The organism is Smaragdicoccus niigatensis DSM 44881 = NBRC 103563 (genome assembly GCF_000380645.1).
In the GTDB taxonomy this organism is placed as follows: Bacteria; Actinomycetota; Actinomycetes; order Mycobacteriales; family Mycobacteriaceae; genus Smaragdicoccus; species Smaragdicoccus niigatensis.
On record NZ_AQXZ01000017.1, the window covers coordinates 170,096 to 193,390 of the forward strand.

A 23,295-nucleotide genomic window follows, 5' to 3' on the forward strand; every position below is an offset into this window, starting at 1 on the left:
CACCGAATCGTAAGGCACACCGGACCGCGGAGTGGATGCCGGACGGGACACCCGGTCACCGGCTAGGGTGCTTGGTGCGCCAGTCGCGAGGACGGAAAGGAATCTTTGACGATGACGGACCCGAACGCCAAAATCGCGGAGCTCGAGGCCCAGCTCGCTGCGGCCCGCGCGGAAGCCGCGGCCCAAGCACAAAGCGCCGCGCCGGACCCCGAGCCCGCTGCCGCTCCGTCTGGTGCTGCCGAAATCGCCGCTGGCTATGCGACTTCCGGCGCGGCGCTCGAACTCGGCACTGTGATGGTCGGCAACCAGGTCGACCCCACCGCCAAGGTTCGGATTCCGCTCGCGACGCTCAACCGCCATGGACTGGTGGCCGGCGCAACCGGTACCGGAAAGACCAAAACCCTGCAGGGCATCGCGGAGCAGTTGTCGGCCGCGGGTGTCCCGGTCGTGATGGCGGACGTCAAGGGTGACCTCTCGGGCCTGTCGCGGCCGGGCGAGTCGAACGACAAAATCGTCACGCGTGCGAAAGAAACCGGTGAAGCCGACTGGGCGCCCGCCGGTTATCCGACGGAGTTCGTGTCTCTGGGTACGAACGGAATCGGCTGGCCGATCCGCGCGACCATCACGTCCTTCGGGCCGATTCTGCTGAGCAAGGTGCTCGGTCTCAATGCCACCCAGGAGTCGACGCTCGGGCTGATCTTCCACTGGGCGGACACGAACGGCCTCGCGCTGCTGGACCTCAAGGACCTTCGCTCCGTCATCACCTTCTTGACCAGCGACGACGGCAAGGAAACCCTCAAGGGAATCGGCGGTGTTTCGGCTGCGACCGCGGGCGTCATCCTGCGCGCACTGGTGAATCTCGAGGCCGACGGCGGTGACACGTTCTTCGGCGAGCCCGAACTCGACACTGCGGACCTGATTCGCGTCGTCGACGGCAAGGGCATCATCACCCTCTTCGAACTCGGGACGCAGGCGGCCCGGCCGACACTGTTCTCGACGTTCCTCATGTGGGTGCTCGCGGACCTGTTCCAGACGATGCCGGAAGCCGGCGACCTCGACAAGCCGAAGCTGGTGTTCATCTTCGACGAGGCGCACCTCCTGTTCACCGATGCGTCGAAGGCGTTTGTCGAGCAGGTCGAGCAGACGGTCAAGCTCATCCGGTCGAAGGGCGTCGGCGTCTTCTTCTGCACCCAGTTGCCGACCGACATCCCGAACGAAGTGTTGTCGCAGCTCGGTGCCCGTATCCAGCACGCATTGCGCGCATTCACTCCGGACGACCAGAAGGCACTCAGCAAGACGGTCCGCACCTACCCGAAGACCCCGGTCTACGACCTCGAGGAGGCGTTGACGTCGCTCGGGATCGGTGAGGCGATCGTGACGGTGTTGTCGGAGAAGGGTGCACCGACTCCCGTCGCGTGGACTCGTTTGCGTCCGCCGCGTTCGCTCATGGACACGATCGGTCCGCAGGCGATCAACCAGGCCGCGCATGCGAGTTCGCTCGCACCGAAGTATGCGCAGACGATCGACCCGGAGTCGGCGTACGAGAAATTGAGTGCCCGTCTCGCACCACCAGCGCCGGCGCAGCCCGCACCTGCACCGCAGCCGGAACCGAAGGCGGCACCTCGGCCGCGTGTTCAGAAGGAGGAGCCGGGCTTCTTCGACCAGCCGTTCGTCAAGAATGCGATGCGTTCGGCGGGAACCGCTCTCGGGCGAGAGATCACCCGAAGCATCTTCGGGACGGGCCGCCGGCGCTAACCCACGCGTCGCAACGCGAACATGCGAAGGTCGCGCTGCGATCGCTCGCGGTACGTTTCGAAGTTCTCGCCGATCGCGAGAAAGTGTCGGAACAGATCCTCGAACTGCGCGCCGGTGATGTGTTCAGCGTCAACCGGAAACTTCTGGCCGCCGACCTCCACGGTTGCCTTCGGGATGGCGAGCAGGTTTCCGGACCATGCGGGGTGTTGCAGCCGGCCGTAGTTGCTTCCGAGCACGAGTGCTCCGCCCTCATGCGGTACGTAGACGAGCGGAACGCTATGCAGATTCCCCGTTTTTCGGCCGGTGGTCGTCAGAACGAGCACATAGATGCCCGACGGTCCGAACATCGACACCCGCCCGCCGGTCGCCCGAAGTAGTACCAGATCGAGCCAGCGGAGCCGCCGATGTATCCAGCCACCGAGACGACTTTCGAGGAAGGCGATCGCCGCCGGTTGGAACGCTCGGCGGAACCAACCGTCCGGCGACCCCCACCGCACGTCAGGAAAGCGCAGTTCGGACATGCGTCAAACGTTAGGTCTAGTTGGCCAGACGCTCATAGAACTTGCCCACAATCGGCGCGACCATCGCGCGGGGCTGTACCCAGTGCGGGCGGTAGACCCTAGACGCGTCGGAGCGCGAACATTCGAAATTCTCGGCCGGCGGCTGTCGCCTTGTACTTCTCGTAGTTCGCATAGTCCTCGTTCATCCGCTGGAACAGTTCGTCGCGGCGCGAACCTTCGATGAGCGTCGCGCGCACTTCAAATCGTTCGGCGCCAACTTCGACCGTTGCATTCGGGTTGGCGAGGAGATTCGCCGTCCACGCTGGGTGATGCGTTTGCCCATAGTTGCTGCCGAGGACGATGCCCTCAGCGCCGTCGACGATGTATATCAGCGGATGAGTCCGCGGCTGGCCGGACTTGCACCCGATTGTGGTCAGTTGCAAGAAGGCCAGGCCTACGGGTCCAGCGACGTTGATCCGTCCCTTACTGACTCGCAACAGAATCTTGTCGAGCCAGTTCAGGTGGCGATGAATCCATTTCCCGATGCGCGAATTCATGAACAGGAGCATCGGCTTGTCGATGAGGCGGCGGAAGAGGCCGTCCGGCTTGCCCCAGCGCACATCAGGGAAGGTCATGCACCTAATTTGCCAGGCGCTCGTAGAACTTTCCGACGATTGGCGCGACCATCGCCCGCGGGCTGTAGCCACCGGCCACCGACATCGCCTTCGACAGCACGCCGGGGACGATGCGCATCTTGTTCTCGTCCAGCGCATCGATCGAGACGCGGGCGGTGTACTCGGTGGTGACCCACAGGAAGTCCGGGATCGCTTTGTCGACGAACGACTTTGCTTCCGCGTCCGGGGTCTCGCCACGAACGGGTCCGGGCGCGAGCAGCGTGATGTGAACCCCGGTGTCGAGCAGTTCGTGGCGCAGCGACTCGCAGAAGCTGTTGACGAAGGCCTTCGTTGCGGCGTACGTGGCGTTGTTCGGGATCGGCATGTTGCCCGCCGCCGAGCCGCTCATGAGAATTCCGCCCGCGCGGCGCTCGAGCATGCCGGGCAGGACTGCCAACGTCAGGTCATGGAGCGCGACGGCGTTGAGCTCTACCTCGGCGCGCTCGGCGGCCGGGTCGAGCGTGGCGAGTGCGCCGAAGGTCGCGATCCCGGCGTTGTTGCACAGAACGGCGATGTCGCGGTCGAACAATTCGTCCACGAGCTTGCCGCGCTGGTCACGATCGGAGAGGTCGGTCGGGCGGATCTCAACCGTGACGCCGTGCGCCGCGGTGATCTCGGCCGCGATCTTCTCGAGCAGGTCGGCCCTCCGGGCGACGAGGATCAGTGCGTAGCCGCGCGATGCGAGCTCGCGGGCGAGCGCAAGTCCGATGCCGGACGAAGCGCCGGTCACAACCGCGCAGTTGGTTGAAGAAGCAGCAGGTAAACCCATGGGGCGACTCTAAACCGTCGGTCGCGACGGACCGGCCATCGGCGCCGCGGTTTGCTCAGACGAGTCGCAGCCGCCGGCCTTGGCCCTGCTGCACCGACTCGACGAAGTCCAGGAAGTCGAGGGCATCCTTGCGAATTCCGAGGAGGGCATCGAATCGCACCGCCACGGCGATGCACAGCACGAAGGCGGTCATCGAGGCCGGCTCGGTGTTGTTGATGGCGGAGATGGCGATCACGGCCGTGCCGATTCCCATGAGCGCGAGTGCCATCAGGCCCATGCGCAGTTTCTCGACATATTCCGCGACACGGGATGCGCACTGATCGGCCGTCATGTCATCGGCGATCTGCTGATTCTTGACCGCATTCCGGACCCACTGGAACCGGCTTCGGGTTGATTCGATGCGGAACCACCAGATCGTGGTCGCAGCACACCCGATCATGAATAGTGCCGGTCCGACGATGTCGAGCCAAACGTTCATGGCGCACTCCCTCACTTGCAATGAGTCAATGGTGCGGTCGCGCGATGGTCGGTACTAGCCGCCCTAGGTGTGGATTCGGGCCACCCCCCGCCGTCGACGTCAGGAAGTCGCTGATGAGAACCAGGATTTCGAGGATTGCGCGGTGGCCTCCGGATCGTCGCCGAGCCCGATTACCAGGGCCGCCATCATCGGTTTCAGCACGTAGCGGACGCCGGATTCCGGGGGAGCGTAGTAGCCCGAAAGCTCGAGTTGGACGTACCCATGCAGCGCGGTCCAGAGTTGCGAAGCGAGCCACATCGGGTGTTCATTGCGCAGTCGCCCGGCCTCGACAGCCCGCTCGGCGGCACGCGCAATGTATTCGAACGAGTACCGACCCGTCAGTTTGACGTCGTCGCCGGAGCCGCGATACCCACCCAGGGAAGCCGAGCCGAACTGGATGACGTAGAGGTCGGGGTTCGACCGTGCGTACGCGATATAGGCCGCGAACACACCGCCGAGGTCAGCGATGGGATCGTCGGTCTGCGGCACGGTCGCGAACTCGTCGGCAAGACGCTTGAATCCCTCGTCGACGACGGCCCGGACGAGATCTGGCATCGACCCGAATTGGGAGTACAGCGTCATCGTCGAGGTTCCGGCCGCGGCGGCGACCTTGCGCGTCGACAGGCCGCTCGGTCCATGCTCGGCGAGCAGATGGGCGGCACTCTCCAGCAAGCGCCCTCGCATCTCGCTGCCGTGCATCCGTTCTGCCACTCGTTCATTGTGTCGCACGACTCGGAAAGGTAGCCTTTAACACCGAAATAACAGTGATAAAGGAGTCGTGAATGACCAGGACGATCAAGGTCGCGGCAGTGCAGCCCGCACTCGCCCTCGCCGATGTGGACAACAATCTGGCGCGCCTGGATTCCCTCATTCGCGATGCGCACCGAGCGCACCAGCCGGACGTCATCATCGTCCCGGAAGCGGCTTCCGCTCCGAACGTGCACCACCCGGCGATGCGGACCGTTGCCCGACCTTCGGACGGAGCTCCGTTCCAGCTCTATACCGGCCTGGCGCGTGAACTCGGGGTTGTCATCGGCGGTGGCTTCCTCGCGCAGCGCGGCGACGACGTCTTCAACACCTACGTGCTCGCGGAGCCGGACGGCACGGTGAACACCCACGACAAAGACATCCCGACGATGTACGAGCAGCACTACTACCGCGGCGGCACCGACAACGGCATCGTGTCGAGTCCGGCACTCGGCACGGTGGGACTTGCGTGTGGCTGGGAGTGGGCGCGTTACCGCACGTCCGCCCGGCTTCGCGGCAACGTCGATGTCGTCCTCGGCGGTATGTGCTGGCCTACCGTGCCGTTCCTGGATTGGAGCGGCCCCCTGGGCTGGCTCGGCCGTCAAGAGCACAAGATGCACCTGCCGCTCGCCCGCAAGCTGCCCGGCCAGGTAGCCCGCCTGGTCGGCGTTCCGATCGTCCACGCGAGCCATGTCGGACCGATCGAGGGCTACCTCCCGATGCTTCCCGGGGTCTCCGGTCGAGTCGAGATGGTCGGGGAGACGCAGATTTGTGAGCGCGACGGCACGATCCTGGGCCGGCTTTCCTATGACGACGGCGAAGGCCACATCGCCGCGAACATCGAGATCGGCGACCCGACGCCGCTCGATCGCATCGAAGACCGTTACTGGATTCCGGAGATGACGCCGCTGATTCGCGCCACGTGGGACCTCTCGAACATTCAGGGTGCGGCCAGCTACCGAGCGCGCAAGCTCATCGGCCGGCATGTGAGCCGCTGACGAACGGACAAAGGACCTGACGGCTTCGCCATCGAAATATATCGGTGGCGAAGCCGTCAGGTCCTCGTTGCGTTTGACTTACAGCTTCGCGGCCAGACGTGTGCCCTGGTCGATTGCACGCTTGGCGTCGAGTTCGGCGGCCAGATCAGCCCCACCGATGAGGTGCAGGTTCACGCCCGCCTCACGCAGCGCTCCCTCGAGGTCGCGCACCGATTCCTGGCCTGCGCACAGGATGATGTTGTCGCACTCGATGACGGTCGGGCGCTCACGCTTCTCACCGAAGCTGATGTGCAGACCCGAGTCGTCGATTTTCTCGTAGTTGACATTGCCGATTTGCTCGACGCCCTTCGCCTTGACCGCCGCGCGGTGTACCCAGCCCGAGGTCTTGCCGAGCCCCTTGCCGAACGACGAGCCCTTGCGCTGCAGCATGACGACGTCCCGCGCCGCCGGCGACGGCTTCGGCTTGCCCAAGGCGCCCGGTGCGTCCTCAGGGTCGACGACGCCCCACTCTTCCTTCCAGTCGTCGAGCTTGAGGCTCGGTGAGCCGTCGACGGTGAGGAACTCGGTGACGTCGAATCCGATTCCACCGGCGCCGATGACGGCGACCTTCTTGCCGACCGGCTTCTCTTCGCGCACGAGCTCGGCGTAGGTGAGCACCTTCGGGTGGTCGACGCCGGGGATGTTCGGGATGCGCGGACGGACGCCGGTCGCGAGGATGACGTCGTCGTATCCAGCGAGGTCGGCAGCCGTGGCCTTGGTGCTGAGCTTGAGGTTGACGCCGCTGAGCTCGATCTTGCGGGTGAAGTAGCGGAGGGTTTCGGCGAACTCTTCCTTGCCCGGGATCTTCTGCGCGATGTCGAACTGGCCACCGATGTGGCTGTTCGCCTCGAACAGGTCGACCTGGTGACCACGCTCGGCGAGGTTCACGGCAGCCGAAAGGCCAGCCGGACCAGCACCGACGACCGCGATCTTCTTCGTGCGGCGGGTCGGCGACAGGATGAGCGACGTCTCGTGCCCGGCGACCGGGTTCAGGAGGCACGACACCGTCTTGTGCACGAATGCGTGGTCGAGGCACGCCTGGTTGCACGCGATGCAGGTGTTGATCTCGTCGGCGCGGTCCTCCATCGCCTTGTTGACCCAGTTCGGGTCAGCGAGCATCGGGCGAGCCATCGAGATGAGGTCGGAGTCGCCGCGAGTGAGGATCTCTTCCGCCGTCTCCGGCATGTTGATGCGGTTTGACGCACAGACCGGAATGGTGACGTGGGACTTGAGCTTGGCGGTGACATCGACGAATGCCGCGCGCGGGACCGAAGTGACGATCGTGGGGACGCGTGCTTCGTGCCAGCCGATATCGGTGTTGATGATCGTCACGCCGGCCGCTTCAAGCTTCTTGGCGAGACCGGTGATCTCGTCCCAGGTCTGACCGCCTTCGACGTAGTCGGCCATCGACAGGCGGAACACGATGATGAAGTCCGGACCGACGGCTTTGCGGATCGCCTTGGTGATCTCGACTGCGATGCGCTGACGGTTCTCGGTCGATCCGCCCCAGCGGTCGGTGCGCTTGTTCACGCGCGGCGCGAGGAACTGGTTGATGAAGTAGCCCTCACCACCCATGATCTCGACGCCGTCGTAACCGGCGAACTGGGCGAGCTTGGCGCAGTTGGCGTAGTCCTCGATCGTGCTCAGAATGCCCTTCTCAGAAAGGGCCTTCGGCTTGAACGGGTTGATCGGCGCCTTGATCGCCGACGACGAAACGCTGAACGGGGTGTAGCCGTAGCGGCCCGCGTGCAGGATCTGCAGCGCGATCTTGCCGCCCTCGGCGTGCACGGCCTTGGTGATCGTGCGGTGGCGGTAGGCGTCGGTCTTCGTCGACATGCGGGCACCGAACGGCAGCAGCCAACCCTGGCGGTTGGGGGAGTAGCCGCCGGTGATGATGAGGCCGACACCACCCTTTGCCCGCTCGGCAAAGAAGGCGGCAAGGCGCTTGGTATCCCATGACCAGTCTTCGAGACCGGTGTGCATCGAGCCCATGACGACGCGGTTGCGCAAGGTCGTGAAACCTAGGTCGAGGGGTTCGAACAGGTGGGGGTAGCGGCTCATTCCGGCTCTCTTTCGTTGTTTTCTGTAGCGGTAGGAGCCGCTGATCCGAGTGCGGCGATCACTTCGTCGCACCACTGGGTGAAGCCCTCTTCCACGCGAATTCCAGCGCGCAGAACGAGGTATTGGTGAAGGGCACTCCCGCTGAGCTCTGCGGGAGCGGAGAAGTCTTGTTTTTCGAAGCGGCGGTAGAGATCCAGGCGCTCGGCGCGGGCGTCGCGGTGGCGCTTCATCTCGGCCAGCAGGGCCGCGACGTCGCCGTACGATGCGCCACGCAGCTTGACGGCAAGTTCGTCCCGCGGGAGGGATGGGTCAGACGGCTCGGCGATCCATCGGGACAGTTCGCCCCGACCGGCGTCGCTGATGCGGTAGACCTTCTTATCGGGCTTGCCGTCCTGGACGACTTCCTCGGCGTTGACCCAGCCGGCGTCGAGCATGCGCTTCAAAGTGCGGTAGATCTGCTGGTGCGTGGCACTCCAAAAGAAGCCGATCGACTTGTCGAATCGACGTGCGAGGTCGTAGCCGGAACTCGAGCGTTCGGCTAGCGAGACCAAGATTGAGTGCTCCAGCGCCACGGCGAGAAGCGTATATGCAACTTTGTGCCTATGCAACTGTGTGCATAACCACGATGCCCGGTCCGCAACGTAATCGCCACGGACCGGTCCATCGCGGATTGGTCTAAGGAATGTTCGTGATCAGGTCGTCTGCGCTCGGGTCGGTGAGGACGTTGTTGCCACTTCCGCCGTCGATCGCGTCGGGACCGCCTCCGCCGGTGATCGTGTCATCGCCCGCCCCACCGCAGATGAGGTCCGATCCCGGGCCGCCGATGATCGTGTCGTTACCGCGATCGCCAATCAGCAGGTTCGTACCGGAAGTCGCCCGGATCATGTCGTTGCCCCGGGTTCCGCGGGCGACGTTGATCGTTGTCGACGCGCTCTTGGTGCCATCGGAGACGGTGACGGTCACGGTTGCGGTACCGGCTTTGGCCGTCGAGATGCTCACCGCGCGGGCGGCTCCGGTGCCCTTCACCTTGAGCGACCACCAGTTCAGAGCACTCTTGCTTGTCGTGGTGGCAGTGACAGTCAGATCATCGACAGGAGTGTCCGAGTCGGCGAGCGCGATCGCGAAGGTGCCGCTGGTGGACGAGTCGCACTTGAACGCGGCAATCGCGAGGGCCGGCCCCGACGCCGGAGTTACGGGTGGCGGCGGAGGAGGCGGCGGCGTGGTCGGAGTGGTTGTCGGCGGGGTAGTGGCCTTGGGCTCGAGGGCGATCGTGACGGTTGCTTCCGGCGATGTGGTGGTTCCGTCGCTCGCCGTGTAGGTGAACGAGTCCTCTTCGGCCTTGGTGTCCGGCAGTGGCGTGTACGTGAAGGACCCGTCGGAGTTCAGCGTGAGGCTGCCGTACTTCGGCACAGTGGCGCCGAGCTTGGCCGTCAGCGGGTTCTTCTCACTGTCGGTGTCGTTCTCGAGCACGCCCGGCGCGTCAACCTTGAGCGTCTGGCCGATGGTGACGTCGTAGTCGTCGTCCGCCACCGTCGGCGGGGTGTTCGGGGCGGGCGCCGGCGCGGGTGCCGGTGCTGCGCTCGACGTCTCGTAGGTGATGACGATCGCGCCCTGGCCGTCGGCCATCGAGCTGGCGTTGAGGTACGCGGTGCCGTTTCCACCGTTGCCGCCGCAGTCGCCGCCGCCACCGCCGAACTGGCCGCCGCCACCGCCGCCACCGCCGGCGGTCGAGCATGATCCGCCCGCGCCGCCGGAACCGACGGTACCGGCTGTGGCGCCGTTGCCACCGCCGGCACCGCCGCCGCTGAGAGAGCCATCGGAGCCGTTCTTGCCACTGCCGGCGCCATCGCCGCCACCACCGGGGGCGATGACGAGACGAGTGTCGAGCGAGCCGGCCTTGCTGCGGGTGCTGCTGCGAACGTCCGAAGCCCCGCCGCCACCGCCCGCGCCTTTGCCGCTGTCGCTCGTCGCCGAACCGCCGACGCCACCGCCGTTGTAACCACCGGTTCCACCGGCCTTGCCGTTGCCATTGCCGCCGCGTCCGCCGACCTCGACATAGAGGGTCTGGCCGGGCTGCACGGTGGCGTTTCCGAAGCCACCCGCACCTGGGGTGCCGGCACCGGTTCCGCCAGCGGAGCCACCGCCGGAGGCGCCCACCGCGAGAAGTCCGACTTCGGTGATTCCGGCCGGCACGACGAACGTCTGCTCACCGCCGGTGAAGCGGAAGACGCACTGGATCTCGGAGTCCTTCTGGCTGCAGTTCGCGGCCAGGGCTGCCGAACTCGTTCCCACCGTGAAAAAGACAAAGGATCCCGACGCGATCAGTCCCGCTGCTGCGGTCGCCGTCAGTCGGTGGCTGATCATCGCCGGTCACTCCTGTTGTCGTTTTGTATCGGTACTGTGACGGTAGCGATTGGTGATGAAGTTGTTAATTAAAGGGGCGGATGTTATCGAACTGTGAGGCCGCCGCAACCATGTCGTGTTGGTGTGCGATCGGCTCTGGCGACGATTACGCTGCGACGCGTGAGCACCGCCATTGCCGAAACCGAACGTCCTGCGACGCCGCGTCAGGTTTTGGCCTGGGGGCTATGGGACTGGGGGACATCCGGATTCAACTCGGTGATCCTGACCTTCGTCTTCTCGGTGTATCTGACCAAGAAGGTCGGTGATGACCTGCCGGGATCGATCAGCGCGACGTCCTGGCTCAGTTGGTCGATCGGTATCGCCGGACTGGTCATCGCCCTGCTTGCGCCGGTAAGTGGTCAGCGTTTCGACGCCGCCGGTCGTCGCAAGCAATCGCTCGCGATTCTCACCGCGCTCACCGTGATGTCGGTCGCGGCGATGTTCTTCGTCGAAGATTCGTACCAATACCTGTGGCTCGGACTCGCGCTGTTGGGCTTCGCCTCGGTCACGGCCGAACTCGCCACCGTTCCGTACAACGCGATGCTGACCCAGCTGTCCACGCCGTCGAACATCGGCCGGTTGTCCGGATTCGGCTGGGCGATGGGCTACTTCGGCAGCATCTTCCTGCTGGTCTTCTGCTACTTCGGATTCATTGCGGGAGAGGGGACCGAGCGCGGTTTCTTCGCGATCGAGACCACCGACGGCCTCAACATTCGCACCGTCGCTCTGGTCGTGGCGGTCTGGATGGCCGTGTTCGTGATGCCGGTGTTCTTCGCCGTGCCCGAGCCGACGATCCCGAAGAACGCCGACCCAGGTGCGGCCGAAGCCGGATACATCGAGTCGTACAAGGTCCTCTGGCGGGACGTTCGGGAGCTGTGGGACGAGGACCGCCGAACCGTTTACTACCTCGTCGCCAGCGCGCTGTTCCGGGATGGTCTTGCGGGAATCTTCACCTTCGGTGGCGTCCTCGCGGCGACTGTCTACGGATTGAGCGCGGCCGATGTCCTGCTCTTCGGCATCGCGGCCAACGTCGTCGCGGCGCTGGGATCGATTATCGCGGGTCGGTTCGATGACAAATACGGACCGAAGTCCGTCATTCTCACGTCCCTCGTCGGGCTCGTGGCCATCGGCTTCGTTCTGATCATGGTGTCCGGACACCTGATGTTCTGGATCTTCGGCCTGATGATGTGCACGTTCGTCGGTCCGGCGCAGGCCTCGGCTCGCACGTACCTGGCCAAGCTTGCGCCGCCGGGACGGGAAGGGCAGCTGTTCGGGCTGTACACGATGACCGGACGTGCGGTCTCGTTCCTGTCGCCGGCCCTGTTCGGCTTGTTCGTCTACCTGTTCGCGGCCGATCGGGCGGGAATCGTCGGGCTCATGATCGTGCTCGCCGGTGGTGCGGCAGCGATGTGGTTCGTCCGGGAGCCGTCCGAAGTCGCGGCTTAGGGCTTAGGGCGCCAGACGGCCATTCCGGCGAGGATCAGGCGGAGCTGCCGTTTGATCCGGTTGACGACCTCTTCTTCCGCGCGGGGTCCGAGCGGCTCGGCGTTGATGAACGACATGATCGAGTCGAGAACAGCGGTGACGATGAGGTTCGCCGCCATGTCGAGGTCCTCGGACCGCCAGTCCTGAAGATGCTTGTTCCGGGACAGGTCGATCGTGAGTTCGCTGGCGATGAGCCGCATCTCCATCTCGATCGAGCGCTGCACCTGACCGCTTCCGCTGAAGCGTTCCCGATGGAGAAACCGGAAGAGTGTGCGGTTCTCGCGCACGTGCGTGAACAACACGTCAACCGACTTATCGATGCTGCCTTCGGTTCGTCGCGCTTCGCGCAGCATCGGACGCAATGCGCGCACGCCGTCATCGACGAGGTTCAAACCGATCTGCTCGAGTGACGGAAAGTGCCGGTACAACGCGGTCGGCACCAGATTGGCCGCACGCGCGATTTCCCGCAGCGACAAGCTTGCGAAGGTCCGGTCTTCGGCGAGCTCAAGCGCCCGGTCGAGGATTTCCTGCCGGGTGCGTTCCTTCTGCTCGGCGCGCGAAGACGGACGGGTCACGGTGAATCAGCGTACAACTGTTCACCCTTTTGATACCGGCGGTCGTGATGGACACGACCGATCCCCGGTTGTACGGGCCTGCGGTCCATCTGACCGGAGTGGGTCGGGCACCGCCTGTGAAACGCATGAGAGTGTCCACCAAAAGTGCAACGAATAATCACTGTTACCTGCGCGTTATGCACACTGTATTCGGCGTCACGTTCGGAAAGCTTGTGGTCAGAGCCTTAAAGGCCGTACCTTAATTCGTGTACAGATGTTCACTGAAATGGAGCCAAGCATGTCTCTCAATACTCAGGCCTTGACTTCATCGAGGCTTGCCCGTCGCGTACTGAGCTCGTCCCTCGTTGAAGCCGCCTTCACCCCGCACGGGGTTGACCGCTACATCGAGATGATCGACCCGCTGTGGTCGCAGGACGAGATCCGCGCCGAGGTCACTGACGTCGAGCGCAAGACTTCCGACAGCGTCACGCTGACCATCCGCCCGAACAGCAACTGGCAGGGATTCAAGGCCGGCCAGTTCGTCAAGCTCTCGGTCGAGATCGACGGCATCCGCCGCACCCGCTGCTACTCGCCGGCGAACTCGCAGTTCCGCAAGGACGGCAAGATCGAGCTGACCATCAAGGTCGACCCGAACGGGCTGGTGTCGCCGTGGCTGCTCGCCAACGCGAAGCCCGGCATGATCGTCCAGGTTTCGGCCGCGCAGGGTGAGTTCTTCATCCCGCTGCCGCACCCGCGCAGCATCCTGCTGATCAGCGGTGGCTCGGGTATCACGCCAGTCATGTCGATGCTGCGCACGCTCACCGAGCGCGCCTATATCGGCAAGGTCACCTTCCTGCACTACTCGTTCACCGAAAACGACGTCATCTACCGCAAGGAGATCGAGGAGATCGAGCGGAAGTACGAGGGCGTCCGGATCATCCGTGCGTACACCGATGCGGACAACGGTGACCTGCAGGGCTACTTCAGCAAGGAACACCTCGTCGCTGCCGACAAGCACTACGCCGAGGCCGAGACCTTCCTCTGTGGACCGATGCCGCTCATGAACGCAGTGCGCGAGGTCTTCGAAGCCGAGGGCCTCTCGGACCGACTGCACCTCGAGCAGTTCGCCGCACCGACCCGCACCGTCAGCACCGATGACGCGGAAGGTCGGCTCACCTTTACCGCCAGCGGCACGACCGTCGAGAACAACGGCCAGACGATCCTCGAGCAGGCCGAAGCAGCGGGCCTCAACCCCGACTACGGCTGCCGCATCGGAATCTGCTTCTCATGCGTCAAGAAGAAGGACTGCGGAACCACGCAGAACGTTCTCACCGGCGAACTCGAGAGCGACACCGACGTCAACGTCAAGCTCTGCATCAGCCGCCCGGTCGGCGACGTCTCCATCAACGAACTCTAAAAAGACCACTACCACAGCCCTTTTAGGAGGACCCACAATGACTACCTACGCACCCGCAGTCAAGCCCAACGACCTGAAGAAGCTCAGTCCTGAGCAGATCGAGGAATTCGGCAAGGAAATGGACGCCCTGCGCGCCCGCATCGTTGCCGACCTCGGCGAGAAGGACGCGGACTACATCCGCGGCGTCGTCGGAATGCAGAAGAAGCTCGAAATCACCGGCCGTGCGCTGCTGTGGGCGGGCTGGTTCCCGCCGGCGTGGCTCGGTGGTGTCACTGCTCTGTCGCTGTCGAAGATCATCGACAACATGGAGATCGGGCACAACATCATGCACGGTCAGTACGACTGGATGGGCGACCCGGCCTACACCGCCAAGAACTTCGACTGGGACAACACGATCCACGCCGACAGCTGGCTGTACACCCACAACTACATCCACCACACCTTCACCAACATCGTCGGTAAGGACCACGACGCGACCGGTTACGGCGTTCTGCGCATGACCGAAGAGCAGCCGTGGGAGCCGAAGTGGCTGCTCAACCCGGTGTACAACGCGCTGCTGCAAATCTTCTTCCAGTGGGGCACCGCTCTGCAGGAGCTCGAGTCGGAGAAGTTCTTCGCCGGCGAGAAGTCTTGGGACGACATGAAGGAAGGCCTCGCTCGTGTCCGCGAGAAGGGCGGCAAGCAGGCACTCAAGGACTACGTGATCTTCCCGCTGCTGTCGGGACCGGGCGCGCCATTCACCTTCGCCGGTAACGCGGTCGCCAACCTCGTCCGTAACCTGTGGGCGTCCTCGGTCATCTGGTGTGGACACTTCCCCGAAGAGGTTCAGACCTTCTCGATCGAAGAGACCGAAGACGAGAGCCATGGCGGCTGGTACTACCGCCAGATTCTCGGTTCGGCCAACTTCACCGGTAGCCACTGGGTCGACGTTCTCTCGGGCAACCTGAGCTACCAGATCGAGCACCACCTGTTCCCGGACATGCCCGCGTACCGCTACAAGGAGATCTCCGTCGAGGTCCGCGCGCTGTGCGAGAAGTACGGCATCGCGTACCACGAGGCTCCGATGTACAAGCAGCTGCTCAGCGTCTACAAGAAGCTGTTCAAGCTCTCGCTCCCGGACAGCTTCTGGGCGAAGTCGCCGGCTGCCGGAGTCGCCGAGATCATCAAGTTCCCGGTCCGCAAGGTGCGCAAGCAGCTCAAGGCTGCTGCCTGAGTGATGCCTGACTGATCAGTGGACTGGGCGTGCGTTGCGCGCCCAGTCCACTATCGTCGAGGCATACCTGCATTTCTCGAGAGGTGGTCCACGTGACCAAGCCAGAACAAGCCAAAGACGCCGTCGAGAACGCCGTCACGTCGGGTCTTGACGCGGTCGGCAACATCGCCGGCATCCTCACGACCGCGATCGGCGACATCGTCCGCGAGATTAGCGACTTCATCAGTTCCGCAATGGACAGCGGAAACAAGTAAAAAGTTCGGGGTGAGTCGGCCCTCACAGGTGTGACGAGCGACCACGCCAACTCCGGGCCCCGCTGCTATCGTTCGGGACAACCCCAGCTAGGTGAGAGGTGGTCTTACGTGGCCAACGCAGCAGTAGAAGCCAAAGATCATGTCGAGAATGCGATTACGTCGGCGCTCGACGCGGTGGGCAACATCGCCGGCATCCTCACGACCGCGATCGCGGACATCGTGCGGGAGCTGAGCGACTTCCTCGGGTCCGCCATCGGCGGTCCCAAGTAGTTCGACAAACATGAGCCCGGTCCCGTTTGGGGACCGGGCTTCTTCGTGTCTCGGTGGTCAGAATCCCGCGTGGTTCGGCTGACCGACGAGTGCGGCAGCCGGTGGCGGAGTCGACGGGACCGCATACGTCTCGATCGTCACGTCGTGACCGGCCGGCACCGGCGACGCGCCCTCAGCGGGCCGTTGGATGACGGTGACATCGACCTCGAACTCGAGGTCAGGGTCGCGCTCGTCCGCATTGTCTGGCCGTCCGGTGAAGTAACCGACGGCGAAGCACGCTCCCGCAAAGACCAGCGCGGAGACGATCCAGCGCGGGCCGGACGGCACCCATACGGACATCGCAGATAGCGAGAAGATCAGCACGAGGCCGACGCCCACGCCGGGCGCCATGGTCAGGAGTCCCCGGCGGAAGCGGTTCTCCGGCAGACGCCGACGCGAGATCGCCAGTGCGACGTCGAGGGCGGCGATGATGGTCATGATGACCAGGCCGAGGCCGAAGAGGCCATAGACCGAGAACAACGACCCCTGGACCTCGCTGACGACCGGGCTCTTCAGATCCTGGCCGGCGGCGGTTCGAACGGAGAAGTCGCCGCCGACGAGACCCGTCGCCTGGCCGTCGAGGTCGCGCAGATCCATCGGGAAACTCATGGTCTTCGTCGCACCTGGTGCCACTGTTATCGCGGTTGCGGTGCGGATGTTGAACAGCGTGAGGCCGAGGATTCTGCCGTCGAGTCCGATGGAGGTGACGGTCACCGGCTCGGAACCGGAATTCTTCAGGGTGACCTTGACGTCGGTCTGGTGCTTTGGATCGAGCTCCAGAGGCTGCGATTCCGAAGCACTCGACACGGCGTTGCCAGCGACGGTGGCGGTGTAGGTCAATCCGCCGGTCGTCGCCGGAGCAGCGGCTGCGCTGAGTGGAGTGATGGCGGCGATGAGCAACGCGCCGAGTGCGGCGACGGCTTTCGGGTGAGGCATAACAAACTCCGGGTCAGAGGGTGGGTCGCATGAAGCGAGGTCGGTAGAGCATCGCGCACAGCGCGGTGAGGATGACGATGACGATTGCTGCCGATCCAGTGCTGTTGGAAGCGCTGGTCAGGTACACGTCGATGGGTGCGGACAGCACCGCCCCACAGTTGGCGATGACCATGTGCTGGCCGACTTCGACCGAAGACATGTCGAGGTCCGCGGTGAAGGAGCCGTCCGCACCCGAGGTCGTCGCTCCGACGCCGTGGCCGTCGCTCGTCAACGTGACCGGCGCGCTTGCGGCGCAACCGCGTCCGGTGGCCTGGACGTTGCCACCTTGGGAGACCGAATCGGCTGCGAGGTGCAGGCCTCCGTCCGCTGGCGGTGTCGGCGTATTCGGGGGCGGTGGCACCGTTGTGGGCGGTTCTGTCGTTGGCGGTTCGGTGGTTGGTGGCTCTGTGGTCGGTGGTTCGGTCGTCGGCGGCGCAGTGGTGGTCGGCGGCTCGGTGGTTGGTGGCGGGGTGGTCGGTGGCTCCGTCGTGGGAGGCACGGTCGTCCGGTCTTGCCTCGGCGGAGGAATGACGATGGTCACGGGCGGCGGCGCGGGGTCCGTCGACGGGCCTTCATCTACCGGCGGCGGGCACTGTCCCTCGATCGAGTCGCAGGGAACACCGTCAGTGCTCGTGGCGTCGCCACCGTCCGTGCTGATTGAATCGACCGGTAGCCGTTGAACAGTCAGGGGAGCGGTGCCAGCGGGAACCGCGACATCGGCGTTGGCTCCCACCGCGAACAGGACCGGAACCGCCAGTGTGGCCAGCGCCAGAACGGATGCGGCGGTAACGGTCGACCGCCGAGTGCCGCCGTTTGCCATCGAAGATCTTTTTGGCGTCTCGTGCCAAGATCGCAAACTCATAGGTGGGACCGTAAGGTGCGGATCCGGCCGAGCGCACCTTGGGACAACGGATTCGACACCTAGGTGGCAAAGACCTAACCCTTTGCCGGGTCTATGCCGGGTCTGCGACGGTTAGTTCAGCTTCTCCGCGAGCACGCCGTCAAACGTCGACCACGGCACCTCGATGACGACCATTCCGGCCGCGTGCGGACCGACCTGTCCGTCGTCGAAGTGGATCTCGAGACCGGTCGAGGTCGGGACCCAGTTGGCGAAGTTCTTGGCGTCCGGTGACATGCCGCCGTCGAATGTCGAATCCGCGCCGAGCTTGGCCTTCACCTTCTGCTTGGCGGCGTCGGACAAGCGCTGAAGCCCCTCGTTGACGTCGCTGAACAGTTCGGTGAGCATCACCGGCTTGGCATTCGACTTGCGGATGACGAACGTGCCGACGAGGCCGTTCGGGTGGGCCGCCATCGGGTCGGTCACCATGAACGACATCTCGAGCACCCCGGCGATGACGTCGTTCCCGAGGATCACCTTCTGGCTGACGCCGTCGAGAGTGAAGGTGCCGTCCTGATTGATCTGCTGATCGACGGATGTGCGCACCGAGTTGTTGAACTTTTCTGACACCGCCGGTTTGCCGCCCTCGACCTGCGGAATCTCGACGTCGTAGGTGGCGCCGCCTTTGACGCCCTTGAGCTTCGCGGTGGTCGCGACGTAGGGCGATTCCGCCGCGGACGTCGTGGTCGCTGTCGCGCCAGGTGATGCACCCGGCGTCGGCGTTCCAGACGTCGAACATGCGGTAGCGGTCGCCAGGATCGCCGCGAAGATCGCCACACGTGCCGTGAAGGTCATGAACGCATTGTCGCCGACTCATGCCCTGCGGCGCGACGTGAACTGCCTGTCGGCTTCTCAGGATGCGTCAGTAGTGTGCGGATGTGCGGATCGGACGGCGGGGCCTGGGGCGCGTGGCGATCGCTGCGGTGGCGATGGTGACCGCGGCGACGACTTCGTGTGCCAAATCCGACGAGTCGGGGGAGAACGATCGGCCGCAGCTCGTCGCGGCGTTCATCGGCGATTCCTACACCGCGCCCGGCGACGCGACACCGTCGTACTGGCAGACCACCACCTCTCGAATGTGCTGGCAGGCAGTGCCTTTCGGAGTGGCGGGGAGTGGCTACACGATTGCGGGCGCGGACGGCCGCGGGCCCTACGTCACGCGGGTCGACGCCGTTGTGGCGGCGATGCCGGACGTCGTGATCGTGCAGGGGTCGTTCAACGACCGGGAACCGGACGTCACCACGATCGCCGCGGGAATCCTGTTCCAGTCGATCCACCAGCGGCTGCCCGGGGCCCGCCTCTTCGTCATGGGTCCGGTGACCCCGCCGCTCCCGGGCGCCGGACCGCAGGTTGCGCGCATCAGTAATGCTGTCCGCGCGGCGGCTGAGTCGAACTTCAGCGTCTTCATCGACGCTCAGCACTTCATTGGTGATCCGAAGCTCTTCGGTCCGGACAACATTCACCCGACCGCGCGCGGGCAGCAGATTCTGGGCACAAAGCTGGCCGACGCGATTCCGCGTGAGCTCAGCAGCTGTGATTGAGCGTCAACTCTGCTTCAGGTTGATCGTCATCTGAACCTTCGAGATCACCCGGTCGATATGGCGTTTTCGACCGATGCGCGCGAGCCCCCAAGCGAGCGCCGCGCCCGCGGCGCCGGCCAGGATAGCCGTTGCCGTGATGCTCGTGATGGTGGGCTCCGCACCGCCGGCAACCCACACCGCGCCGACGACTCCGGCGCCCAGGAGGCTCATGCTGATGACGGTGCCGATGCTCGCGCGAATCAGCTGACGCCGGTTGCGGAGCTTGCGGCCGAATGATTCGACGTACGCGAATGCGAACAGCAGCAATGCCAGCACGGCAACCGCACTGACGGTGCGGTAAGAGGTCTGGACGGTCCGCACCGGGAACGCCCAATGCTTGGTCGGCACATCCGAATCCGTGAACTGAAGGTCAGCGGTGAGAGCGCCGCCGACGACATATTCGCCACGCAGCGGCTCGAACACGGCGGAGTACCCGTTGCCGTCCGTGGTCACCACGGTGCTTTGTGTGCGCAGCGGTACGCCGAGGACGCGCAGCGACAACGTGGCCTCGGTGCCCGGTGCTGGGCCGGTCCCGGAGATGGCGACGGCCTCGTTGAGGTCGATGCGGACCGGAGCGGTCGTTGCGGGGTCGTGGTCGGCGATCGTGATCGTGGCGGGACGCGGGACGGATTGCCCGACCGGCGTGCCGAGGCCGATCGACGCGACGACCAGGCTGGCCGCCGCGAATCCGATGGCGGCGAAGAAGGGCGGCCACGCCGACGGCGCGGACACGGTGGTGTGCACCGGGACGAGATCGCTGGCGGCGACCTCGGCGACCTTGACGCCGGACGCGTGTTCTTGGACGCTCGGCCGGACGATGGGTTCGGACGCCGCTGTCTCGTGATCGATCACGATTCCCGGGACCGGCGGCAGGCCGGACGCGTGCTGGGTCGGAGGCGCGGGTGGTTCTCCCGAGGACCGCGTCATGGCGGCTGCGGTGATCGAGTCCGCGCCTTCGATCGCGATGGCCTGGGTGTTCAGCCAGTGCGATCCCCACTCGGCGGTCGAAGCGTGGGCAAGTGCCACGCCGAACGCTTCGGCGGTGTCGAATCGCATGACCGGGTCGGTCGCCAGGCCCTTCATCACGACATGCGCGACGCTCGGGGGTACGCGGGGTGCGACCTCGTTCAGCGGGATCGGGGTGCCATATGCATGTGCGAACAGTTGTTGCATGGCATCGCCGCGCGGGAACGGAAGTTGCCCGCTGAGGAGTTCGTAGAGCAAGGTCGAGAGCGCGTAGATGTCCGTGGCGGGGCTCAGCGCCTCGCCCCGTGCCTGCTCGGGTGCGATATACGACGGTGTGCCGATGACTTCGCCGGTTTTGGTCGCGAGGGTGTGATCTCCACCGAGGACCTTCGCGATTCCGAAGTCGGTGACTTTCAGTCGGCCGTTGTCCGAGAACATCAGGTTTTCGGGCTTGATGTCGCGGTGGAGAATGCCTTTGTGGTGGGCGGCGGTGAGGCCGGCTGCGGTCGCGAGCGCCACCCCGACGGCGTTGGGGGCGTTGAGTCCCTGCTTGGTAAACCGGTTCCACACCGTTCCGCCCGGGAGCATCTCCATCACGAGAAGGCAGAGGCCGTCTTTCTCCACATAGTCGAAGACGCGAACGACATGCGGATGATCGATCGAGGCCAGGAGGCGGCCCTCGGCGGTGAATCGGGCGCGGACCTCGTTGTTCGAGGCGAAGGATTGCGGAAGTTGTTTGATCGCGACAAGCCGATCGAGGGCGCGGTGACGCCCACCGAGGACAACGCCGAACCCGCCCTTCCCGATCACGCCGCCGATTTCATATGCCGGCAACGCCGCTGCGATCGCTCGCAGGTCGTCGTCCACTAGGTGCCTGCTTCCGTACCTATCCCGTGCCGGCCTTCGAAATTGGCTTCGACTTCGACCGGTTGATCGTCTAGCTCATCGGAGTCATCCGGTGCGCCAGTGAAGTATCCCGCAGCGAAGCAAGCTCCGGCGAACAGGAGTGCCGAAATGATCCAGCGCGGACCGGTCGGGACCCAGATGCTCAGCGCCGACAGCGAGAAGATCAGCACGAAACCGATGCCGATGCCCGGTGCCATGGTCATGAGACCGCGCCGGAATCGGTTCTCCGGCAGCCGACCTCGGGCGATAGCGAGTCCCGTGTCGACGGCCGCGAGGATCGTGATGATGACGAGCCCGAGGCCGAACAGGCCGTACACGGAGAACAGCGATCCCTCGACCTTGCTGACGACCGGATTCACCAACTCCTGGCCGGCTGAGGTTCGCACCGAGAAACTACCGGCGACCAGTCCGGTCGCCTGACCGTCGAGATCGCTGATGTCCATCTTGAACGCAAGCTTGTCGGTCTTGCCGGGTGGGACGGCCAGACTGACCGCGGTCCGGACGTTGAACAGCGTCAGGCCGAGGATTTTGCCGTTGAGGCCAATCGACTCGACGGTCACCGGCGCGCGACCGGTGTTCGTGACCGTGATCTCGACCGTCGTCTGATGCTTCGGATCGAGGACCAGTGGGTGCGCTTCGGACGCGTCCGCGACATTCTGGCCCGCGACCGTCGCGGTATAGGAGAGCCCGCTCTCCGGTGCCGCACTGGCCCACATGGGCGTTGCGAGCAGGAGGAGTGCGCCGATCGATGCGGCGATCATCTTGTTGATGCTCACGATGAAGCTCCGTTTCGGTCGGACGGGCGGAAGAAGCGCGGACGGTAGAGCAACGCGCTCAGCGCCGTGAAGAAGACGATGACGATCGCGGTTGCGCCGCTACCGGCCCGGCTCGTCAGAACGATGTCGATCGGTGCCGTCAGCACCGTTCCGCAGCTGGCCGTGATTACGTGGCGCCCGACATCGAGGCCCGAAACGTCCGCGGTTGCCGAGAACTCGCCCTTGTCACTCGCGACGGCGGTCCCGAGTTCCTGCCCCTCGCTGGTCAACGTGACCTTCGCGCCCGGCGTGCATCCGAATCCGTTGACCTGCACGGTTCCGCCTTGGCTCACCGAGGTGCTGGCCGTCTGGAGGCCAGTGGATGAAGGGGTGGTGGCAGCTGGCGGGTTACCCGGAGGCGTATTCGTGCCGGGTGGGTTGTCGGCGGGTGGGTTGTCCGCGGGCGGGTTATCGGCGGGCGGGTTGTCGGCGGGTGGGTTGTCCGCCGGCGGGTTGTCCGCCGGAGGGTTATCCGGTGGCGGAGGTTGTGGGTCGTTGTTTGGCGGCGGTGGCGGGTTGTTGTTGGGTGGCGGGTTGGTCTGGCCGCAGTCAGTGATCGTGATCGAGTCGCTCACACTGTCCGTTGTCTCGCCGCCGCTGACCGTGATCGTGAACGGGTAAGTGCCAACGATGAGCGGAATGCCGCTCAGGACAACGGTGTCGGGTCGGCCGCTGCCGTCCGTGTCGGATGAGCTCGACAGGATCCCGGGCGGGAGAATTCCGGCTACCGAGAACGAGTCGAAGTCGGTGCCCGAGTAGGCATAGCGATAGAACGTGCCGAGGCAGGCGTCCGGAGCGTCGCCGGAGATTGACGGCTGCGCATTCTCCGACACTGCGAAGCTGAAGGGCGTGCAGTGGGACAGGACTTCCTGGCCGGAGATATCGGCGCAGACGACGACGGTGTAGGTCCCGGACTGGGTCGGGGAACCCGTCAACGAATTCCCCGCAAATGCCAAACCGGGGTGAAAGTCTGCGGGATCGCTGGGGTCGTTGGCCACCGCGCAAGGCTCAGTGCCGCCGTCGGTCTCTTCGGTGCACGTGAACGGGCCTGAGCTGTAGGGCACGCTGACGAACCCCTCCGGGGGATTGCCGCTGATGGTGACGTCCCCGATTTCTTGGACGGACACCGGCGGTTCCTCGATCGGGTTCGGGACCTCGGGTGCGGGGGCCTCAGTGCTCGGGTCGGGAGCGCTGGGCGCCGGGGAGTCGAATGTCGGGGTCGGAAATTCGAAGGTGGGGAAGCTATTTTCCTGGTCAGTATTGACCGGCACGGTTTTGCCCGACTCGGCATTTCCCGGATTGCTGACACTGGGGAATGTGAAGGTCGGGAACGTGACGTCGGCATCTGCGCCGGACGACGAGACCCAAAACGCCACCAGCAGCGCAAACAACACCGCGAGAAGGCGGGAAATACGTTGTCGCCTCTTTGGCGGTACAACATTCAACGACTTGGATGCCAT

At 64.6% G+C, this 23,295-nt stretch carries 23 protein-coding genes; 8 read left to right on the forward strand and 15 right to left on the reverse strand.

Translation table 11 applies throughout. The features are described 5' to 3' along the window. Positions 1-111 precede the first annotated feature (111 nt). Positions 112-1,755: a helicase HerA-like domain-containing protein gene (locus F600_RS0113540; RefSeq protein ID WP_018161161.1), complete on the forward strand. Its 1,644-nt coding sequence runs from the start codon at positions 112-114 to the stop codon at positions 1,753-1,755. Here F600_RS0113540 and F600_RS0113545 read toward each other — a convergent pair. The 5 genes from F600_RS0113545 to F600_RS0113565 form a co-directional block, all read right to left on the reverse strand. Beyond that, a complete protein-coding gene (locus tag F600_RS0113545) occupies positions 1,752-2,276 on the reverse strand; it encodes a nitroreductase family deazaflavin-dependent oxidoreductase (RefSeq protein WP_018161162.1) in 525 nt (174 codons plus the stop codon). The two genes, F600_RS0113540 and F600_RS0113545, sit on opposite strands and share 4 nt — an antisense overlap. A gap of 98 nt (positions 2,277-2,374) precedes the next feature. Further along, on the reverse strand, positions 2,375-2,890 hold the full coding sequence (locus F600_RS0113550) for a nitroreductase family deazaflavin-dependent oxidoreductase (protein ID WP_018161163.1): 516 nt from the start codon (positions 2,888-2,890) through the stop codon (positions 2,375-2,377). Between the two features lie 4 nt (positions 2,891-2,894). Then, complete coding sequence (gene cmrA / locus F600_RS0113555; RefSeq protein ID WP_026306514.1) at positions 2,895-3,698, reverse strand: mycolate reductase; 804 nt, start codon at positions 3,696-3,698, stop codon at positions 2,895-2,897. Between the two features lie 55 nt (positions 3,699-3,753). Continuing rightward, on the reverse strand, positions 3,754-4,176 hold the full coding sequence (locus F600_RS0113560; RefSeq protein ID WP_018161165.1) for a hypothetical protein: 423 nt from the start codon (positions 4,174-4,176) through the stop codon (positions 3,754-3,756). Between the two features lie 99 nt (positions 4,177-4,275). Continuing rightward, complete coding sequence (locus F600_RS0113565) at positions 4,276-4,926, reverse strand: TetR/AcrR family transcriptional regulator (RefSeq protein WP_156024582.1); 651 nt, start codon at positions 4,924-4,926, stop codon at positions 4,276-4,278. A gap of 71 nt (positions 4,927-4,997) precedes the next feature. Here F600_RS0113565 and F600_RS0113570 point away from each other — a divergent pair, with 71 nt between their 5' ends. Continuing rightward, complete coding sequence (locus F600_RS0113570; protein ID WP_018161167.1) at positions 4,998-5,960, forward strand: carbon-nitrogen hydrolase family protein; 963 nt, start codon at positions 4,998-5,000, stop codon at positions 5,958-5,960. 78 nt (positions 5,961-6,038) lie between these two features. On the opposite strand, the gene F600_RS0113575 is transcribed toward F600_RS0113570, so the two are convergent. The 3 genes from F600_RS0113575 to F600_RS30455 all read right to left on the reverse strand — a co-directional run bounded on the left by F600_RS0113575 (position 6,039) and on the right by F600_RS30455 (position 10,424). Further along, positions 6,039-8,060: an NADPH-dependent 2,4-dienoyl-CoA reductase gene (locus F600_RS0113575; protein WP_018161168.1), complete on the reverse strand. Its 2,022-nt coding sequence runs from the start codon at positions 8,058-8,060 to the stop codon at positions 6,039-6,041. Beyond that, entirely contained in the window at positions 8,057-8,632 is a 576-nt protein-coding gene (locus F600_RS0113580; protein ID WP_018161169.1) for a PadR family transcriptional regulator, read from the reverse strand. The genes F600_RS0113575 and F600_RS0113580 overlap by 4 nt, the downstream gene beginning before the upstream one ends. Positions 8,633-8,735: 103 nt before the next feature. Beyond that, positions 8,736-10,424: an Ig-like domain-containing protein gene (locus tag F600_RS30455; RefSeq protein ID WP_051090816.1), complete on the reverse strand. Its 1,689-nt coding sequence runs from the start codon at positions 10,422-10,424 to the stop codon at positions 8,736-8,738. Positions 10,425-10,583: 159 nt separating this feature from the next. Here F600_RS30455 and F600_RS0113590 point away from each other — a divergent pair, with 159 nt between their 5' ends. Next, positions 10,584-11,909, forward strand: coding sequence for an MFS transporter (locus F600_RS0113590; protein WP_051090837.1), 1,326 nt, complete (start codon positions 10,584-10,586; stop codon positions 11,907-11,909). Here F600_RS0113590 and F600_RS0113595 read toward each other — a convergent pair. Next, positions 11,906-12,523, reverse strand: coding sequence for a TetR family transcriptional regulator (locus tag F600_RS0113595; protein ID WP_018161171.1), 618 nt, complete (start codon positions 12,521-12,523; stop codon positions 11,906-11,908). The genes F600_RS0113590 and F600_RS0113595 overlap by 4 nt on opposite strands. Before the next feature lie 277 nt (positions 12,524-12,800). Between F600_RS0113595 and F600_RS0113600 the strand changes: the two genes are divergently transcribed. From F600_RS0113600 to F600_RS32020, 4 genes are all read left to right on the forward strand, one after another. Then, positions 12,801-13,919: a ferredoxin reductase gene (locus F600_RS0113600; protein ID WP_026306517.1), complete on the forward strand. Its 1,119-nt coding sequence runs from the start codon at positions 12,801-12,803 to the stop codon at positions 13,917-13,919. Positions 13,920-13,956: 37 nt separating this feature from the next. Next, entirely contained in the window at positions 13,957-15,132 is a 1,176-nt protein-coding gene (locus F600_RS28220) for a fatty acid desaturase family protein (RefSeq protein ID WP_018161173.1), read from the forward strand. Positions 15,133-15,224: 92 nt separating this feature from the next. Then, positions 15,225-15,386: a hypothetical protein gene (locus tag F600_RS32015; RefSeq protein WP_169518407.1), complete on the forward strand. Its 162-nt coding sequence runs from the start codon at positions 15,225-15,227 to the stop codon at positions 15,384-15,386. 108 nt (positions 15,387-15,494) lie between these two features. Beyond that, complete coding sequence (locus tag F600_RS32020) at positions 15,495-15,656, forward strand: hypothetical protein (RefSeq protein WP_018161175.1); 162 nt, start codon at positions 15,495-15,497, stop codon at positions 15,654-15,656. A gap of 57 nt (positions 15,657-15,713) precedes the next feature. Here the strand turns inward: F600_RS32020 and F600_RS28225 are convergent, their stop codons facing one another. The 3 genes from F600_RS28225 to F600_RS0113630 form a co-directional block, all read right to left on the reverse strand. Continuing rightward, positions 15,714-16,631, reverse strand: a complete 918-nt coding sequence (locus F600_RS28225) for a hypothetical protein (RefSeq protein WP_018161176.1) — start codon at positions 16,629-16,631, stop codon at positions 15,714-15,716. Positions 16,632-16,644: 13 nt separating this feature from the next. After that, positions 16,645-17,490 carry a hypothetical protein gene (locus tag F600_RS31650; RefSeq protein WP_018161177.1) on the reverse strand — a complete coding sequence of 282 codons (846 nt, stop codon included), beginning with the start codon at positions 17,488-17,490 and terminating at the stop codon, positions 16,645-16,647. 153 nt (positions 17,491-17,643) lie between these two features. Then, positions 17,644-18,363 carry an RsiV family protein gene (locus F600_RS0113630; protein ID WP_018161178.1) on the reverse strand — a complete coding sequence of 240 codons (720 nt, stop codon included), beginning with the start codon at positions 18,361-18,363 and terminating at the stop codon, positions 17,644-17,646. 83 nt (positions 18,364-18,446) lie between these two features. Here F600_RS0113630 and F600_RS0113635 point away from each other — a divergent pair, with 83 nt between their 5' ends. Beyond that, positions 18,447-19,109 (forward strand): SGNH/GDSL hydrolase family protein, encoded by a 663-nt coding sequence (locus tag F600_RS0113635; protein WP_156024583.1) that lies wholly within the window; start codon positions 18,447-18,449, stop codon positions 19,107-19,109. 3 nt (positions 19,110-19,112) lie between these two features. Here the strand turns inward: F600_RS0113635 and F600_RS28235 are convergent, their stop codons facing one another. The 3 genes from F600_RS28235 to F600_RS30465 are packed head-to-tail and all read right to left on the reverse strand — an operon-like array spanning position 19,113 to position 23,229. Next, a complete protein-coding gene (locus tag F600_RS28235; RefSeq protein WP_051090817.1) occupies positions 19,113-20,981 on the reverse strand; it encodes a serine/threonine-protein kinase in 1,869 nt (622 codons plus the stop codon). Next, positions 20,981-21,796 carry a hypothetical protein gene (locus tag F600_RS28240; protein WP_018161180.1) on the reverse strand — a complete coding sequence of 272 codons (816 nt, stop codon included), beginning with the start codon at positions 21,794-21,796 and terminating at the stop codon, positions 20,981-20,983. Before F600_RS28240 ends, F600_RS28235 begins: the two co-directional genes overlap by 1 nt. Next, the gene (locus tag F600_RS30465; protein WP_051090818.1) at positions 21,793-23,229 is read right to left on the reverse strand and encodes a hypothetical protein; all 1,437 of its coding nucleotides are present in this window, start codon (positions 23,227-23,229) and stop codon (positions 21,793-21,795) included. Before F600_RS30465 ends, F600_RS28240 begins: the two co-directional genes overlap by 4 nt. Positions 23,230-23,295: the final 66 nt, after the last annotated feature.